General features: G+C 46.6%; 16 protein-coding genes. 14 read left to right on the forward strand and 2 right to left on the reverse strand.

The window, feature by feature from the left end:
- The first annotated feature begins 616 nt into the window (after positions 1-616).
- From arcA to TW84_RS21915, 12 genes are all read left to right on the forward strand, one after another.
- Positions 617-1,837, forward strand: a complete 1,221-nt coding sequence (arcA, locus tag TW84_RS21860; RefSeq protein WP_045977726.1) for an arginine deiminase — start codon at positions 617-619, stop codon at positions 1,835-1,837.
- Between the two features lie 59 nt (positions 1,838-1,896).
- Positions 1,897-2,808 carry a carbamate kinase gene (gene arcC / locus TW84_RS21865; RefSeq protein ID WP_045977727.1) on the forward strand — a complete coding sequence of 304 codons (912 nt, stop codon included), beginning with the start codon at positions 1,897-1,899 and terminating at the stop codon, positions 2,806-2,808.
- Between the two features lie 120 nt (positions 2,809-2,928).
- Positions 2,929-3,939 carry an ornithine carbamoyltransferase gene (locus TW84_RS21870; RefSeq protein ID WP_045977728.1) on the forward strand — a complete coding sequence of 337 codons (1,011 nt, stop codon included), beginning with the start codon at positions 2,929-2,931 and terminating at the stop codon, positions 3,937-3,939.
- 754 nt (positions 3,940-4,693) lie between these two features.
- Entirely contained in the window at positions 4,694-5,623 is a 930-nt protein-coding gene (pyrB, locus tag TW84_RS21875) for an aspartate carbamoyltransferase (protein WP_045977729.1), read from the forward strand.
- 16 nt (positions 5,624-5,639) lie between these two features.
- Positions 5,640-6,104: an aspartate carbamoyltransferase regulatory subunit gene (gene pyrI, locus TW84_RS21880; protein ID WP_045977730.1), complete on the forward strand. Its 465-nt coding sequence runs from the start codon at positions 5,640-5,642 to the stop codon at positions 6,102-6,104.
- Positions 6,105-6,388: 284 nt separating this feature from the next.
- A complete protein-coding gene (locus TW84_RS21885) occupies positions 6,389-6,877 on the forward strand; it encodes an arginine repressor (RefSeq protein WP_045977731.1) in 489 nt (162 codons plus the stop codon).
- A gap of 149 nt (positions 6,878-7,026) precedes the next feature.
- Positions 7,027-8,817 (forward strand): protein-disulfide reductase DsbD, encoded by a 1,791-nt coding sequence (locus TW84_RS21890; RefSeq protein ID WP_045977732.1) that lies wholly within the window; start codon positions 7,027-7,029, stop codon positions 8,815-8,817.
- A gap of 177 nt (positions 8,818-8,994) precedes the next feature.
- Positions 8,995-9,630, forward strand: coding sequence for a response regulator (locus TW84_RS21895; protein WP_045977769.1), 636 nt, complete (start codon positions 8,995-8,997; stop codon positions 9,628-9,630).
- A 107-nt stretch (positions 9,631-9,737) separates the two neighbouring features.
- The gene (locus tag TW84_RS21900) at positions 9,738-10,364 is read left to right on the forward strand and encodes a MarC family protein (RefSeq protein WP_045977733.1); all 627 of its coding nucleotides are present in this window, start codon (positions 9,738-9,740) and stop codon (positions 10,362-10,364) included.
- A gap of 220 nt (positions 10,365-10,584) precedes the next feature.
- Positions 10,585-10,848: a DUF4212 domain-containing protein gene (locus TW84_RS21905; RefSeq protein ID WP_045977734.1), complete on the forward strand. Its 264-nt coding sequence runs from the start codon at positions 10,585-10,587 to the stop codon at positions 10,846-10,848.
- 12 nt (positions 10,849-10,860) lie between these two features.
- Complete coding sequence (locus TW84_RS21910; RefSeq protein WP_045977735.1) at positions 10,861-12,588, forward strand: sodium:solute symporter family protein; 1,728 nt, start codon at positions 10,861-10,863, stop codon at positions 12,586-12,588.
- Positions 12,589-12,695: 107 nt separating this feature from the next.
- Positions 12,696-13,178: a hypothetical protein gene (locus TW84_RS21915; protein ID WP_045977736.1), complete on the forward strand. Its 483-nt coding sequence runs from the start codon at positions 12,696-12,698 to the stop codon at positions 13,176-13,178.
- Between the two features lie 62 nt (positions 13,179-13,240).
- On the opposite strand, the gene TW84_RS21920 is transcribed toward TW84_RS21915, so the two are convergent.
- Positions 13,241-13,666: a DUF805 domain-containing protein gene (locus TW84_RS21920; protein ID WP_045977737.1), complete on the reverse strand. Its 426-nt coding sequence runs from the start codon at positions 13,664-13,666 to the stop codon at positions 13,241-13,243.
- A gap of 26 nt (positions 13,667-13,692) precedes the next feature.
- On the reverse strand, positions 13,693-14,040 hold the full coding sequence (locus TW84_RS21925; RefSeq protein ID WP_045977738.1) for a 5-carboxymethyl-2-hydroxymuconate Delta-isomerase: 348 nt from the start codon (positions 14,038-14,040) through the stop codon (positions 13,693-13,695).
- 285 nt (positions 14,041-14,325) lie between these two features.
- Here TW84_RS21925 and tpiA point away from each other — a divergent pair, with 285 nt between their 5' ends.
- Complete coding sequence (gene tpiA / locus TW84_RS21930) at positions 14,326-15,096, forward strand: triose-phosphate isomerase (RefSeq protein WP_045977739.1); 771 nt, start codon at positions 14,326-14,328, stop codon at positions 15,094-15,096.
- A 110-nt stretch (positions 15,097-15,206) separates the two neighbouring features.
- Positions 15,207-16,550, forward strand: a complete 1,344-nt coding sequence (locus TW84_RS21935) for an MATE family efflux transporter (RefSeq protein WP_205622508.1) — start codon at positions 15,207-15,209, stop codon at positions 16,548-16,550.
- Positions 16,551-16,584: the final 34 nt, after the last annotated feature.

Raw genomic sequence — 16,584 nt, forward strand, 5'->3', positions numbered from 1 at the left:
CTTTAGAGATTCCCTACTCTCTCCTTCGTCGCTCTATGGAATGACCAATTCAAACAACACCATTCAATAAATCTATATTTCTCGATGTTTAATAATAAGAAAAACTATCGTAGTTAATTAACTTTATTAATCTAACTTATTTTAGTGTTTGGCATTTTTTAAATATCCAATGTGATCAAAGCAACATTTATCACCAAATATTTTGTTATCAAACAATTAATTCGCAACTCAAAATCAATTATCTAAGAATCCAAAGTGCATATTTCCACTCTATTCACTGTTTTATCATCGAGAGCAGAGTGCATATTTTCCCTGCAAACTTCCCCAAGCCTTATTTACTGAATAAACCAATGCATAAACTTCCCAATTTAATGGCTAATTAGGGTATTCACATCCAATTAACAAGTGAATAGATATTGTTAAACCCCTTGAAAACACTGGCTTTAGGCATAAAAAACGAACTGTGATTGATCTCTAAGATTCCTCTCCAGACAAGCGTAATATGAATTTCAGAAACAAAATAAGTGAATAAATAAATTCGCTCTTCTATTCCTTACAAATTAAATATTAGTTTTTAATTTTTAAAACTAATTATAAATATAAGAGAGATACGATCATGAGTAAGTTATACGTAGGTTCTGAAATCGGTCAATTACGTCGCGTGCTGGTGCATCGCCCAAGACGAGCACTGACTCACCTGACGCCTTCCAACTGCCACGATCTGCTATTTGATGACGTACTTGCCGTCGAGCGTGCAGGCAAAGAGCACGATGTGTTCACTCAAACTTTGCGCGAACAAGGTGTGGAAGTCTTACTACTTACCGACTTGTTGGCAGATACACTGGCTGTCTCAGAAGCCAAAGACTGGCTGTTAAGCCGTCAGGTATCGGATTACCGTTTAGGTAAAACTTTTGCCAATGACGTTCGTTGCTACTTAGGCGACCTACCCAATGTTGAGCTAGCTAAGATTCTTACCGGTGGTCTTTCTTACGCTGAAATGCCAATCACATCCTCTTCAATGATGCAGGGGCTTCACGCACCAACCGATTTCATCATTGAACCATTACCCAACCACTTGTTCACCCGTGACACTTCGTGTTGGGTCTATGGCGGTGTCTCTATCAACCCAATGGCGAAACCCGCTCGTCAACGTGAAACCAACCATGTTCGCGCTATCTACCGCTGGCATCCAAGTTTTGCTGGTCAGGACTTTATCAAGTACTTCGGCGATGAAGAGAAAATCTACGACAACTCGACCATTGAAGGTGGCGATGTCTTAGTCATTGGTAAAGACGCTGTGCTGATTGGTATGTCTGAGCGCACAACCGCTCAAGGTGTTGAACATTTAGCGTCTGGCCTATTCAAACATGGTCAAGCGAAGCAAGTGATTGCCATGGAATTACCGAAACATCGTTCCTGCATGCACTTAGACACTGTGATGACTCATATGCGTGAAGATACCTTCTCTGTTTACCCAGAGGTGATGCGCAAAGATGTCAAGTGCTGGAGCCTGACTGGCGATGCGTCTGGCGCTGTGAATGTCAAAGAAGAAGGTTACTTCGTGACGGCTATCGAAAAAGCGCTTGGCGTCGACCAGCTCAACCTTATCACCACGGGCGGTGACAACTTCAACGCGGAACGTGAACAGTGGAACGATGCGAACAACGTTCTTACCGTCAAGCCTGGTGTCGTGATCGGATACGAAGGCAATACCTACACCAACGAGAAATACGACAAAGCGGGCATCACAGTACTGCCAATACCTGGCGATGAGCTAGGTCGTGGCCGCGGCGGTGCACGCTGCATGAGCTGCCCAATCGAACGTGATGGTATTTAAGTAACGGTTAAGTTGGCGAGAGCGACTTAGCTCTCGCCCTCAGCAGAGAGATTAAAGCAATGACAAAACAAACTGTAGTTGTCGCACTTGGTGGAAACGCCCTACTTCGCCGCGGTGAACCGCTAGAGGCCGAAGTGCAACGTCAGAACATCGAAATTGCCGTCAAAGCTATTGCGGAAATTGCCGAGCAATACAATGTCGTGCTGGTGCATGGCAATGGCCCACAGGTCGGTTTGCTGGCTCTACAAGGCTTGGAATACAAGAAGGTAGCACCATATCCACTGGATGTTCTGGGCAGTGAAACGCAAGGCATGATTGGTTACATGCTGATGCAAGAGTTCAAAAACCAAATGCCGAACGTCAACGCGACTTGCATGTTAACGCAGATGACAGTGGACCCAAATGACCCTGCATTTGACAATCCAACTAAACCTATCGGCCCGATCTACCAAGAAGCAGAAGCACGCGAACTAGCAGAGAAGTACCATTGGACCATCAAACCTGACGGTCAGCACTTCCGTCGCGTTGTACCTAGCCCACAGCCAACAGGCATCGTCGAAAATGAAGCCATCACTAAGCTCATCGATGAAGGCCACTTAGTGATTTGTACTGGCGGCGGCGGCATCCCAGTCAAAAAAGAAAATGGCAAACTGGTTGGTGTTGAAGCAGTGATTGATAAGGACATGTCCGCAGCATTCCTTGCCAAGCAGCTAAACGCTGATGCTTTACTCATCCTTACTGATGCAGACGCGGTTTACCTCGATTGGGGCAAACCTACTCAACAGGCGCTGCGCAGCACTCACCCATCCGAATTAGCGCAGTACCAATTTGATGCTGGCTCAATGGGACCAAAAATAGAAGCATCATGCGAGTTCGTCAAACAAGGCGGCAAAGTGGTCGGAATCGGCGCACTGGAAGATGGTTTGCGCATTCTTCAAGGTACGGCAGGCACCAATATTACTCAGGGCTAATACCAATCAGCTCTATCTTACGCTGGGGCTGCGATAAAACATTCACTCAAGTTCATTACTGCACTTTCTTACCTCTTTCCCTGCAACGAGAAAGTGCACATCGATAAGAAGGAAAACATCATGGCTTTCAATCTACGTAACCGTAACTTCCTAAAACTATTAGACTTTACTCCACGTGAAATTCAACACATGTTGGACCTATCCGTCGAGTTAAAAAAAGCGAAATACAACGGCTATGAGCAACCTCGCCTGAAAGGCAAAAACATCGCTCTGATCTTCGAGAAAACATCGACTCGTACCCGCTGTGCCTTTGAAGTTGCGGCTTTTGACCAAGGCGCTCAAGTCTCTTACTTAGGCCCAACAGGCTCTCAGATTGGTCACAAAGAATCGATGAAAGATACCGCTCGCGTTTTAGGCCGAATGTACGATGGTATCGAGTACCGTGGATTTGGTCAGGAAATTGTCGAAGAGCTGGGCGCTTACGCGGGTGTACCGGTATGGAATGGTTTGACCGATGAGTTCCACCCGACGCAAATTCTCGCTGACTTCCTAACTATGATGGAACATGGCCGTGGCAAACAGCTACACGAAATGAAGTTTGCTTACCTAGGCGATGCACGCAACAACATGGGCAACTCTCTGATGGTTGGCGCCGCTAAGATGGGCATGGATATTCGTCTCGTCGCGCCTAAGCAGTTCTGGCCAGAAGAAGCCCTTGTGGCACAGTGCCGTGAGATCGCTGCAACAACCGGTGCAAAAATTACCCTGACTGAAGAGGTTCAAGAAGGCGTTCAAGGTTGTGATTACCTGTACACGGATGTGTGGGTATCAATGGGCGAAGCAAAAGAAGCCTGGGCAGAACGTATCAACCTCATGCTGCCTTACCAAGTCAACATGGACATGATCAAAGCAACAGGTAATCCTCATGTGAAATTCATGCACTGCCTACCTGCCTTCCACGGCGAAGATACCACGGTAGGTAAACAGCTTGCTGAAGAGTACCCAATGCTGAAAAACGGCTGTGAGGTGACTGATGAAGTGGTTGAATCTGAATACTCTATTGTGTTCGACGAAGCTGAAAACCGTATGCACACCATCAAAGCGGTGATGGTCGCAACACTAGGTGACTAGGGTCTGTTGACCTTTTGAGCTGATTTTTGCAGCAGTTTGTGGGTTCTTTATACAAGGCAGAGGATTTGAAATGTAGTTGCCCTACCTGATAAGCCGATAACGCAGTAGAAAGGAACCACAAACGCTGCCCAGAGGGTTCGGCTAAAAGCGTTTTACTCTTTGTTGAGAGGTGTTTTGCTTAGGTCACTAGGCGACAAACCTCTCGCCGCGACTAAAACGCTTTTATCTCGAACAAAATTTAACCGTAAAAGGTCAACAGACCCTAATATCATCGAATAAAAGTAATCATACTCAAATTAGACTGAGTATTGTTTGCAGGGAAATGCGGGTGGCGTTCATCATGTATCAAAAACATGCCGAATAAAGCCCGCATTTTTTTTCATACTCACGAGCTCATAACCCCCTTCAATCCAAGAGGACACAACCGCTGCAAACATGTCGCCAAAATAGGCGAAATACGCATAAAAATCCAATTTATGAATACTTTAAGCAAACGCTTGCGTTGGCTTTTTTTGTCCGTATAATCCTCCGCAATTTGTCTTCGGAGGATCAAAATGAACCTGTCAGCAACCACTCAATGTTGGCTTAACTTATGCCCTGACTCAGGGACATGTGTGGTTTCATTTTGTTCTATCGATCCTTTTCAAGCCTCCTATTTAGGGGGCTTTTTTTTGTCTGAAATTTACATCAACCCATGGATTAACAACCCACATCGGTTGGACAAACTCACCCATTGAGACGAGGAAACATTGCGATGGCGCATTCGTTATTTAACAAGCACATTATCTCCATTCCTGAGCTCAGCCGTAGCGAGCTAGAGCTTATCGTCGACACCGCAGCTAGGCTCAAAGCCGAGCCAGACCCGACACTGCTTAAAAACAAAGTGGTGGCAAGTTGCTTCTTTGAACCTTCCACGCGCACTAGGCTGTCATTTGAAACGGCTGTGCAGCGTCTTGGCGGCACAATCATTGGCTTCGACAATGGTGGCAACACGTCACTGGCGAAAAAGGGGGAGACACTGGCCGATTCTGTACAAGTGATTGCTTCTTATGTCGACGCCTTTGTGATGCGCCACCCACAAGAGGGCGCAGCACGCCTAGCGTCCGAGTTTTCTAACGGCATCCCCGTAGTTAACGGCGGTGACGGCGCGAATCAGCATCCAACTCAGACTCTGCTGGACTTATTTTCTATCTACGAAACCCAGGGCACGCTCGACAACCTCAATGTCGCGTTTGTCGGTGACCTTAAATACGGTCGTACTGTCCACTCTCTGACTCAAGCACTGGCCAAGTTCAACAATGTTCGCTTCTTCTTTATCGCTCCTGAAGCATTGGCGATGCCCGATTACATCTGTGAAGAACTCGAAGAAGCAGACATCCAATTCAGTATGCACAACAACATTGAAGACGTCGTACCGGAGCTTGATATCCTGTATATGACGCGCGTGCAAAAAGAGCGCTTTGATGAGTCTGAATACGCTCATATCAAGTCAGCGTTCATTCTCACCGCCGATACGCTAAAAGAGGCTCGTGCAAATCTTAAGGTTCTTCACCCATTGCCACGCGTCGATGAAATCACAACAGACGTCGATAAAACACCACACGCTTACTACTTTGAGCAGGCTGAAAACGGTGTCTATGCGCGAGAAGCCTTACTTGCCCTTGTTCTAAGTGAAACCCTTTAATTGCAGGAGAATGATCATGGTGAAAGAAACTCAACTACAAGTAGAAGCCATTCGTAACGGTAGCGTGATTGACCATATTCCTGCTAACGTCGGCATTAAAGTGCTCAAACTATTTAAAATGCACAAGACCAATCAACGCATTACCATAGGTCTCAACTTACCTTCTTCAGCTCTCGGTGAGAAAGACCTTATCAAGATTGAAAATGTTTATTTGACCAAAGAGCAGGCCAACCGATTAGCTTTATATGCGCCGAAAGCCACTGTGAACCAGATTGAAGAATATCAGGTGGTCAATAAACTCACTTTAGCGCTTCCAGAACATATTCATAGTGTCTTTGAGTGTCCAAACAGCAATTGTATTTCGCACGGGGAACCTGTCGAAAGCCACTTTAAAGTGCAGCAGAAACAGCATCACGTTCAGCTCAAATGTCATTACTGTGAAAAGGTATTCTCACGCGAAATCATGGCAGAAGCCCGCTAATCAGCCCTGATAGCCGCTCTGTAAAAGCATTGTGGATATTTATTCCTATCTCAGAATAAATATCCACATGCAACAGAATTATCAACCAATAGAATCGCAAATTAATAGTTATTAATTGGTGATCCCTTTCAAAAAGCCACACTTTATTTGGTGGTAAGATACTCTGAATAAACATCTTAAGTCACCAAAGAAGTGACAGCTCAATGTCTGAGGCACTACTAAGGAAAGAAGTGCTGAAGGTCGCAAGGAAGAGTTATCTCTACGTCATGTTTTAAGGAGTTCGCATGAGTGAAACTCTCAATCTAGTTTCAGTGAATTACGCTGAAGACAAAACCCTGACTGCAGCCTGTAAACGCCTGCTTCAACAACAGAGCTTTACCACTCAAAATGAGTTACGCGAAGCACTGGTTGATATCGGCTTTGATGGTATCAGCCAATCGACTGTCTCGCGTCTACTGTCTCAGCTTGGGGTGGTTAAGGTTCAGAATGCCTGTGGTAAAAAGGTGTATTGCATCACCGTTGAAACCGCACCTGTACGTGTTGAATCGTCAATTTCTTCACAAATTGAATTCATTACCCATAATCAGGCGATGGTGGTGGTTAAAACTCACCCTGGCAGTGCTCAGCTCGTCGCAAGATTGGTCGACATCGACCCACACACTGAAATTCTTGGTACCGTAGGGGGTAACGACACCGTCTTAGTGATACCAAAAGACATCGCTCATATTGATGCCTGCGAAAGAGTGGTACGTACCCGACTCGGCGTGGCCTAAATCTTTCCGATGTTATCGATACTTAAGTCAGGCATCGGCCTGACTTAAGCTTTTGAATTAGCGATATTTGTCGGAGTGTGAAACTTATTCCCCCTTTCCCCTGTCTGATTAAGTTAAAATGATGAAAATTTAACTCAAGTGACTTTTCTATGCGTGCCGTCTTTTCACTGATCCTATTATGCCTGACTGTAGCATCTGCTCCTGCCTTGGCGCTTTTTGAGCAGTCTAACTCTGCACCAAGCTTCGGAAATCAGACCAATACTTTTGTCCCTGTCGATCAAGCTTTTCCATTTAACGCCTATCAACAAGGCGATAGGGTTTTCCTCGACTGGCAAGTCAAACAGGATTACTACCTCTACCAGCACCGTTTATCGGTCAGTGGTGAACAAGTCAACGTTGGCAAGCTGAAAATGGAAGATGGTCAGCCCTACCAAGACGAGTTTTTCGGTGAGGTCAACATCTATACGACGCCCCTGTTTGTCGAAGTGCCTTTGGCCGATTATCAGGATGGCGCGCGTCTGATTGTCCAGTATCAAGGCTGCGCCAAAGCAGGCTTTTGTTACCCACCAGAGACTCGCGTGGTTGACTTAACCCATTTTCAATCCAGCGCTAGTGACAAATCGGCACCAACAGTCAGCACAAATTCTGCACCGACAGATGCTCAACCCAAGCCGTCACAGCCGGTTTCTCAGGAATCGAGCCTAGCATCGAGCTTAAGTGATAGCTGGTGGACACCATTACTGTTTTTGGCGCTGGGTGTCGGCCTTGCATTTACACCATGCGTACTGCCGATGTATCCAATTTTGACCAGTATTGTACTTGGCAGCGGCAAACTGAGCCATGGCCGAGCATTAGGCTTGGCGTTTATTTACGTTCAAGGGATGGCACTCACCTATACCTTATTAGGGTTGGTTGTCGCCTCCGCGGGTATGCAGTTTCAAGCTGCCATGCAACATCCTTACGTCCTGATTGGTTTAAGCGTCATGTTTGTCGCCTTAGCGCTGTCGATGTTTGGAGCCTACACCATTCAACTGCCAAGTGCTGTACAGACGTGGCTAAATAACTTGAGCAACAAACAACAAGGTGGTAACTCACTGGGCGTATTCGCGATGGGGGCAATTTCAGGATTAGTCTGTTCGCCTTGTACCACAGCGCCACTTTCAGGCGCGCTACTATACGTCGCACAAAGTGGTGACTTACTCACTGGTGGAGTAGCCTTGTATGCTCTAGCGCTGGGCATGGGCATTCCGCTGATGTTGGTCGCGGTGTTTGGTAACAAACTACTGCCAAAAGCGGGGAACTGGATGGACAGAGTAAAAACCCTGTTTGGTTTTATTTTACTTGCCGCGCCAATCTTCTTACTTGAGCGCATCTTACCAGAAACATGGGCGACTGGATTATGGTCAGCGCTGGGGCTAGCTGCTTTTGGCTGGCTATATCACGTCAAAAATTCACTACCATTTGGCGGCTGGAAACAAAGTGCCATCGGTATCATTGCTGTGCTCGGCTTATTTGCCTCTGCGCAGCCAGCGTTGAATTACTGGTTTGGTCATCATACACAGCAAGTACAGCCTAGTATTGAGTTCACACGCATCACCACAGTGGCAGAACTCAACACACAGTTAGAACAAGCGCAGCGAGCGGGCAAACCTGTGATGCTCGATTTCTATGCTGACTGGTGTGTGGCATGTAAGGAGTTCGAAAAATACACCTTCCACCAGCCTGATGTGGAAGCAAAATTGCGCAATTTTGTACTGTTACAAGCCGATGTCACCAAGAATCTACCGCAAGATATTCAACTGCTAAAACAGATGAATGTACTCGGTCTACCGACAATCGAATTTTGGGATGCCAGCGGCCAACATGTCTCCAACGCCAGAATCACCGGATTTATGCAGGCAGAACCGTTTTTACAACACCTTAGCGCCCATCGCTTGTAGGGGCTATCTCATTTCACTCAACGCCAGTATGATGACTGGCGTTTTTGCCTCTTGAGCAGTTAAAAGCAATTTGGCGATAAAACCCGATACAGTTCAGACTTTTAGGCTATGAATATTGTCCATACTCTCAAAGGTGACAATAATTCTTTTAAGCAAACTTTTATAGCAGTAAACGTCATGGATTCGACCTACACCATTATCATCGCCGACGATCACCCTTTGTTTCGCAATGCGCTGTTTCAGTCCGTGCATATGGCGATTAGTGGTGCCAATTTATTAGAAGCGGATTCCCTCGATGCACTTTTGGCAGTTTTGGCCAAGGAAGACGACCCCGACCTGCTGCTCCTTGATCTAAAAATGCCCGGCGCCAACGGCATGTCAGGGTTGATTCAGCTAAGAGCAGAATATCCAGACCTGCCGATTGTGGTCGTGTCTGCCAGTGAAGAAGCGTCTGTCGTGACGCAAGTAAAAAGCCATGGAGCGTTTGGTTTTATCCCTAAATCAAGTGACATGCGAGAATTGGTCAGTGCCTTAAATCAGGTCTTGAGCGGCGAACCTTTCTTTCCAGAAGGTTCCATCACCAACAGTGCGGCCTGCAATGACTTAGCAGATAAAATTGCCACTTTAACGCCTCAACAATACAAAGTACTCGGAATGTTATCCGATGGTCTGCTAAACAAGCAGATTGCTTATGAGTTAAATGTTTCTGAGGCCACCATCAAAGCCCACATGACAGCTATCTTTAGAAAGTTAGGTGTTAAAAGCCGCACTCAGGCTGTAATTTTACTTCAGCAGCTAGAATCTGAATCTTAATATTCTTTTTCACACTATCTCGATCATTTATCTGCTAAGATAGGCAAAGTCGTTCATTCGTTCGACTTGTTCATCCCTCTGTTTCACTAACTCTGGGAGTCATATCATTGCTTAGCGTATTGATCACTCAATTTGTCGTTCTCTGGGCCGTTATCGATCCAATTGGATCCGTTCCAGTTTATCTGTCCCAAACTCAACACCTCACTGCCAAACAACGCCGTCTAGTGGCGTTAAAAGCGGTAGGTATCTCAGCAGGCGTGCTTCTGTTCTTCCTTATCGCAGGTCAGTTGCTTCTGGATGCGATGCAGATTCCTCTACCTGCATTTCAGGCTGCCGGTGGCTTGGTGCTCTTGCTGTTCGCCCTAACAATGATTTTTGGTGAATCTAAACCTGAACAGGAAACTAAGCTATCAGAAGAAGTCAGCCACTCAGATCTGGCCGATTTAGCCGTCTACCCGCTTGCCATCCCCTCGATTGCGTCTCCGGGTGCAATGATGGCGATCGTGATGCTGACCGATAATCACCGTTATTCTATGGCCGACCAAGGTATCACCGCTGCAGTAATGGTAGGTGTTCTTTTAATCACTTTGCTCTTGCTATTAGGTGCGACGCATATCCAGAAATGGATCGGCAATGTCGGGGCTGCAATAATTAGTCGTGTAATGGGGCTCATCCTTGCAGCAGTGGCACTAAATAACCTGCTCTTGGGTATCAAAGATTTCTACCTAGGGTAAATTATTTTACAAAGTCATCAATAATTCATTAGACCTTTGGCTAATTTAACAACGAATTAACATCACAAAAGTCTATCATTTAAATCCTAAGCGCCTTATTTTGAGGCGCTTTTTGTTTTCCTCTACACGACTAAAGTTGAAAAGAGTTCTCGCTATTACCTTGCTAGAGTTGATGGTGAAACATTTTCTTAACAACACAATCAATCGTAAGGAGGCGGCAATGGCGTTTGAAAGTCAGGAACGAGCCAAAGCCTACTGGGATAAAAATGTAAAACTGATGATCAGCTTAATGGTTGTCTGGTTTGTCGTTTCTTTTGGCTGCGGCATTCTATTTGTCGACGAGCTTAATCAATTTCAGATAGGTGGCTATAAACTGGGCTTCTGGTTTGCACAACAAGGCTCCATCTATACCTTTCTAGGCATTATTTTCTACTACGCGTGGAAGATGCGCCAGATCGATCGCGAATTTGATGTGGACGAATAAGGAGCAGCTTAGATGGATTTGAAAACAATCACTTATCTCGTTGTAGGTGCCACTTTTATCCTTTATATCGGTATCGCAATTTGGGCACGCGCGGGATCAACTAAAGAGTTCTATGTAGCAGGTGGTGGGGTTAACCCAATCGCCAACGGCATGGCAACGGCCGCGGACTGGATGTCTGCTGCTTCCTTCATTTCAATGGCAGGCCTTATTGCCTTCATGGGCTACGGAGGTTCCGTATTCCTGATGGGGTGGACAGGTGGTTATGTACTACTCGCGCTTCTCTTAGCTCCTTACCTGCGTAAGTTTGGTAAGTTCACGGTACCTGAGTTCGTTGGTGAACGTTTCTACTCAAATACTGCACGTATTGTTGCGGTCGTGTGTCTGATCATTGCATCAGTAACGTACGTCATCGGCCAGATGAAAGGGGTTGGGGTAGCCTTCGGCCGATTCCTTGAAGTAGACTACTCGACTGGCCTCCTGATAGGTATGTGTATCGTATTTATGTACGCGGTGATGGGCGGCATGAAAGGTATTACCTACACTCAGATTGCTCAATACTGCGTACTAATTCTTGCGTACACCATCCCAGCTATCTTTATCTCTCTGCAGCTTACCGGAAACCCAATTCCACAAATTGGTCTCGGTAGTACCATGGCCGGAACAGATGTCTATCTACTCGATCGGCTTGACCAAGTAGTGACCGAACTCGGCTTCAGTGAATATACCACCCAAGTCCGGGGCGATACCCTGAACATGTTCGTTTATACCATGTCTCTGATGATAGGTACTGCCGGTCTGCCACACGTCATCATCCGATTCTTTACAGTACCGAAAGTGCGTGATGCGCGAACTTCAGCGGGTTGGGCTCTCGTCTTTATCGCCATTCTATACACGACTGCACCTGCGGTATCAGCCATGGCACGTCTAAACCTAATGGATACGGTTAACCCAGCTCCGGGGCAGAATCTGGCTTACGATGAACGCCCTGACTGGTTCAAAAACTGGGAAAAAACTGGTCTACTTGGCTTTGATGACAAAAATGGTGATGGCAACATCCAATACACATCAAATGCTGAAACCAATGAGCTAAAAGTTGACCGTGACATCATGGTGCTGGCTAACCCAGAAATTGCCAAGCTACCTAACTGGGTCATTGCACTGGTGGCTGCTGGTGGCTTAGCCGCAGCACTTTCTACTGCTGCTGGTCTGCTGCTCGCAATATCATCGGCGATATCTCATGACTTAATCAAAGGGGTGATTAATCCGAACATCTCTGAGAAGAAAGAACTGATGGCTAGCCGAATATCCATGGCGGTCGCGATTGCTGTGGCGGGTTATCTAGGACTCAATCCGCCTGGCTTTGCCGCCGGTACGGTGGCACTGGCCTTCGGTCTGGCTGCTTCGTCCATCTTCCCAGCCTTGATGATGGGTATTTTCAGCAAGAACATCAACAAAGAAGGCGCGATTGCTGGCATGATTGCAGGTATCACGATCACACTGTTTTACGTATTCCAGCACAAAGGTATCCTGTTCATCGCTGACTGGACATACCTAGAAAGCTGGGGCAGCAACTGGTTCCTTGGTATCGAGCCTAATGCCTTTGGTGCCATTGGTGCGCTATTCAACTTCCTAGTTGCATTCGCGGTATCGAAAGTCACGGCAGAAACACCACAAGAAGTGAAGGATTTGGTCGAACATGTTCGCTTCCCAGCAGGCGCTGGAGATGCGGTAGACCACTAATCAACACTTAATATTGAAAGCCCCTCACGGGACGACCCGTCCGGGGCTTTTTTATTGCGCTTAATTCAGTTACCGTAGTTTCGAAATGTTGTCGCAAGGAAGCCAAGATGTTCAAAAATAAGCACTTTATTGTCGCTCTTTTGATTGCCCCGATTCTGTCCATTATTGCCTACTTTGGCACTGACATGGCCGTCAGCGAAAAACCTCATGCTGCGAAAGAGGGCCAGAGTTACAAGCTGGCCAGCAAATCAAACTGTCGCTACACCAGTGGTTTATGCGATATGGAAAACGGGGACTTTAAAGTCAAGTTCCGCTCTGAAAGGCTCACCGAAGACAGCCTTGAACTGTCATTGCATGCTGCGCATGCTCTTCAAGGGGTTAAGCTCTCTTTGGTTAGTAGCGAACATCAGAACGCACAACCCATCGACATGCAGCCAGCCGACCAAGCAGGGCAGAACTGGTACATCAGACTACCTAAACCCACCTCAGCGGACAACTGGTTGAGAGTGGCCATTCAATCTGATGGCACCTTATATTATGGGGAAACACAAACCGTATTTGTAAAATACGAAACCCTGTTTACGGAATAGAGAGACGCGGAGACAAGGAGCAAGGTTGATGCCATTGCATCAGCCCAGCTCTTTTTGATGCTCTATTTCGGCTCTGGACCATACTGGTTATTGCCTTGATGACCCTTGAGAAAGCCACACTCAATAAGAATCCAAATGCCACACGCCAATGCAGCCAGAGAACTTAGGGCTTGAAGCATTGTAGACTGCGGCATCTGTGTTGGATCACCAGTTGGTAGCATCATACGACCTACCACCAATGGGACATTGAGTAGTAGCCACCAACTGGACTTGCCTCTATCATGCCAGCGCTTGGCTGTAATGGCCAAATCCGGCACCAAAACCACAATCAAAAATAGTGGCAGTAACAGGTGCGCCATACTTGGAAACAGCACATTCATACCCGTTGCAAAACCAATGATCAATGCGTAATAAACCACATTCCATATCCAGTAGGTTTTACGTCCTACTCGGCCTTGAAATGAAAACAACAGCTCTTTCATCGACATAACTACTTACCTAAAAATCAAAAATGTTAATTGACCACTTTTTGAAAACACTCTTTATCCATATCTCGGATATTGACCGTTAGACTATGCACGTGACTTGCTTGCTCCTGCAACACATCCATTAACTGGCGTGAAAGGTCGCGCTTTTGCTCCGCTGTTCTGCCATCAAGCAGTTCAAAACTAATATGAATAAAGTCAACGTTATCGCCATCTTCTCCAATCAGCCAATTATGGCAGCGTAGCGCTCGGGATTTCACGGAAGGTACGTCAAAAAGCCCGCATTGAAGCGTCACTTGATGCAGGTCTTCCAATAGACCTTGTACATTCACGCGTTCATCGACGGAGTTAGAGTATTCCATTACTAAATTTGGCATTGTAGTCCTCAAATGTAAGAGAGTTTCAAAAAATCACTAAAATACTCCGCCACTATTACCAATTTCCACTGCGGTTTCCGAGTACAAAACCAGCATAATGCTTTACAGATCACTCAGTACAACAGAGCTTATACCAATTATGCGCTGTCACAACTTTATTCATTGCGTCAGAACCGATCAAGACATGATACTAGTCATGATTTGATGAGTTTAATCTGTTATATTCCTACGAAGATTTTTTACATTAATGAACTTTCTACATTAAATACAAAGGGAGATATTCCTATGCGTCGTCCTGTAGTGATGGGTAACTGGAAACTTAACGGCAGCAAAGCAATGGTAAAAGAGTTGCTAACTGGCCTTAACGCGGAACTTGAAGGTGTTGAAGGTGTTGACGTAGCCGTAGCTCCACCAGCGCTTTACATTGACCTTGCTGAGCGCGTTATCGCAGAAGGCGGTAACAAGATCATCCTAGGTGCACAGAACACAGACCTAAACAACAGCGGTGCATTCACTGGCGATATGTCTCCAGAAATGCTGAAAGACTTTGGTGCATCTCACATCATCATCGGCCACTCTGAGCGTCGTGAATACCACAACGAATCTGATGAGTTCATCGCGAAGAAATTTGCTTTCCTCAAAGAGAACGGCCTGAAGCCTGTTTTCTGTATCGGTGAATCAGAAGCTCAAAACGAAGCGGGTGAAACAGAAGCAGTCTGTGCTCGTCAAATTAACGCCGTGATCGATGCATACGGTATTGAAGCACTCAACGATGCGATCATCGCATACGAACCAATCTGGGCTATCGGTACTGGTAAAGCAGCAACTGCTGAAGATGCACAGCGCATCCACGCTTCTATCCGTGCACTAATCGCAGAGAAAAGCGCAGCAGTCGCTGAGCAAGTCATCATCCAATACGGTGGTTCTGTTAAGCCAGAAAACGCTGAAGCGTACTTCTCACAACCAGACATCGATGGTGCTCTAGTGGGCGGAGCATCTCTTGATGCGAAGAGCTTCGCGGCCATTGCTAAAGCAGCGGCAGCAGCGAAAGCGTAATTTTTCCTTTAGGAAAACTCTTATTGAGGTCAGCGCAAGCTGGCCTTTTTTGTGTCTCACACATCAATCAAGTATCCTACGCTTTTCCGTCCAAAGAGTAGTGGTTTCGAATGCAGGATAAGCACGGCCTTTTGACTGGTCCCATCCCTCTCGTGCTCCGTCAAATGACCATTCCGATGACTTTCGGCATGGTGGCTATTTTGATGTTCAACTTGGTGGATACCTTTTTTATCTCTCTGCTCGGGACAGAAGCCCTTGCTGCCATCAGCTACACTTTCCCGGTGACCTTTGCGGTCAACTGCATCACGATGGGAATCGGGGTCGGGCTATCAGCCAATATCGGCCGTCTGCTCGGGCAAGGACAATCCGAAGATGCAGCACGCTTCTCAAGTCATGGACTCGCGCTAGCGGTGACTTTAGTCGCTTTTGCATCTGGCTTAGGTTACTTCACCATTGACCCATTGTTCCTAGCACTCGGTGCAGAACAAGAACTGCTGCCCCTGATAAACCAGTATATGCACATCTGGTACTTGACGATTCCATTACTTGTCGTCCCCATGGCAGGCAATAGCGCAATTCGTGCCACAGGAGATACCAAAACACCTGCCAAAATCATGATGCTGGCGGGCTTGATCAATGGTGTGCTCGATCCGTTACTGATTTTTGGTTATGGGCCATTTCCAGAGCTTGGCATTCAGGGGGCCGCCATCGCCAGTGCCCTAAGCTGGTTTGGCGCCTTAATCGGCTCACTGTATGTGTTGGTGAAAAGAGAAAAACTTCTCGCCTTACCCCGCTTCAAAACGCTATGGGCTGACTGGCGACAAATCCTAAAAATTGGCACTCCGGCAGCGCTCTCCAACGCGATGAACCCGTTGTCCGGTGCGATTCTGATGATGCTACTCTCCAGTCACGGCACCGCGGCAGTGGCCGCTTATGGTGCAGCCCAGCGTGTGGAATCTATCCTTATCATTGTTTTGATGTCGCTCACCTCTACCTTAACACCATTCATTGCTCAAAATGTCGGGGCTAATAACCCTCAACGTAGCTTCGCTGGGCTATTTCTCAGCATGCGCTTCTCGCTGCTTTTCCAGTTTGGGATTTTTGTCATGATGGTTCCGCTGAGTATTCCACTTGCTGCGCTTTTCTCTCAAGAACAAGCAGTGAAAGATCTGCTTTGGCACTATTTGCTTGTCGTACCGTTCAGTTACGGTTTTCAGGGCATCGTCATGATGTTGGTGTCTGGCCTGAATGCACTGCATGAGCCGCTCAAAGCATTCCAATGGAGCTTTATGCGCCTATTCGCCTTTACCTTGCCTTGCGCATGGATGGGTAGCTACTTGTACGATATTGAAGGGCTATTTATAGGTATTGCGCTCGGCAATATATTGGGCGGCATTCTGGGTTATCTTTACGCGTTGAGAGTCCGACGCCAATTCTTAGCAGAAGCCGCATAGCAAAACACCGACCTTGAAGGTCGGTGTTTTTTGA

Source organism: Vibrio neptunius, assembly GCF_000967495.1.
Classification (GTDB): domain Bacteria; phylum Pseudomonadota; class Gammaproteobacteria; order Enterobacterales; family Vibrionaceae; genus Vibrio; species Vibrio neptunius.

Excerpts from the sequence above, each read along its gene's own strand:
- TW84_RS21915 (WP_045977736.1), top strand. The coding sequence starts at position 12,696 with ATGTTCAAAAATAAGCACTTTATTGTCGCTCTTTTGATTGCCCCGATT.
- arcC (WP_045977727.1), top strand. The coding sequence starts at position 1,897 with ATGACAAAACAAACTGTAGTTGTCGCACTTGGTGGAAACGCCCTACTT.
- tpiA (WP_045977739.1), top strand. The coding sequence starts at position 14,326 with ATGCGTCGTCCTGTAGTGATGGGTAACTGGAAACTTAACGGCAGCAAA.
- arcA (WP_045977726.1), top strand. The coding sequence starts at position 617 with ATGAGTAAGTTATACGTAGGTTCTGAAATCGGTCAATTACGTCGCGTG.
- TW84_RS21920 (WP_045977737.1), bottom strand. The coding sequence starts at position 13,666 with ATGTCGATGAAAGAGCTGTTGTTTTCATTTCAAGGCCGAGTAGGACGT.
- TW84_RS21905 (WP_045977734.1), top strand. The coding sequence starts at position 10,585 with ATGGCGTTTGAAAGTCAGGAACGAGCCAAAGCCTACTGGGATAAAAAT.
- TW84_RS21885 (WP_045977731.1), top strand. The coding sequence starts at position 6,389 with ATGAGTGAAACTCTCAATCTAGTTTCAGTGAATTACGCTGAAGACAAA.
- TW84_RS21895 (WP_045977769.1), top strand. The coding sequence starts at position 8,995 with ATGGATTCGACCTACACCATTATCATCGCCGACGATCACCCTTTGTTT.
- pyrB (WP_045977729.1), top strand. The coding sequence starts at position 4,694 with ATGGCGCATTCGTTATTTAACAAGCACATTATCTCCATTCCTGAGCTC.
- TW84_RS21870 (WP_045977728.1), top strand. The coding sequence starts at position 2,929 with ATGGCTTTCAATCTACGTAACCGTAACTTCCTAAAACTATTAGACTTT.
- TW84_RS21890 (WP_045977732.1), top strand. The coding sequence starts at position 7,027 with ATGCGTGCCGTCTTTTCACTGATCCTATTATGCCTGACTGTAGCATCT.
- TW84_RS21925 (WP_045977738.1), bottom strand. The coding sequence starts at position 14,040 with ATGCCAAATTTAGTAATGGAATACTCTAACTCCGTCGATGAACGCGTG.
- TW84_RS21935 (WP_205622508.1), top strand. The coding sequence starts at position 15,207 with ATGCAGGATAAGCACGGCCTTTTGACTGGTCCCATCCCTCTCGTGCTC.
- TW84_RS21910 (WP_045977735.1), top strand. The coding sequence starts at position 10,861 with ATGGATTTGAAAACAATCACTTATCTCGTTGTAGGTGCCACTTTTATC.
- pyrI (WP_045977730.1), top strand. The coding sequence starts at position 5,640 with ATGGTGAAAGAAACTCAACTACAAGTAGAAGCCATTCGTAACGGTAGC.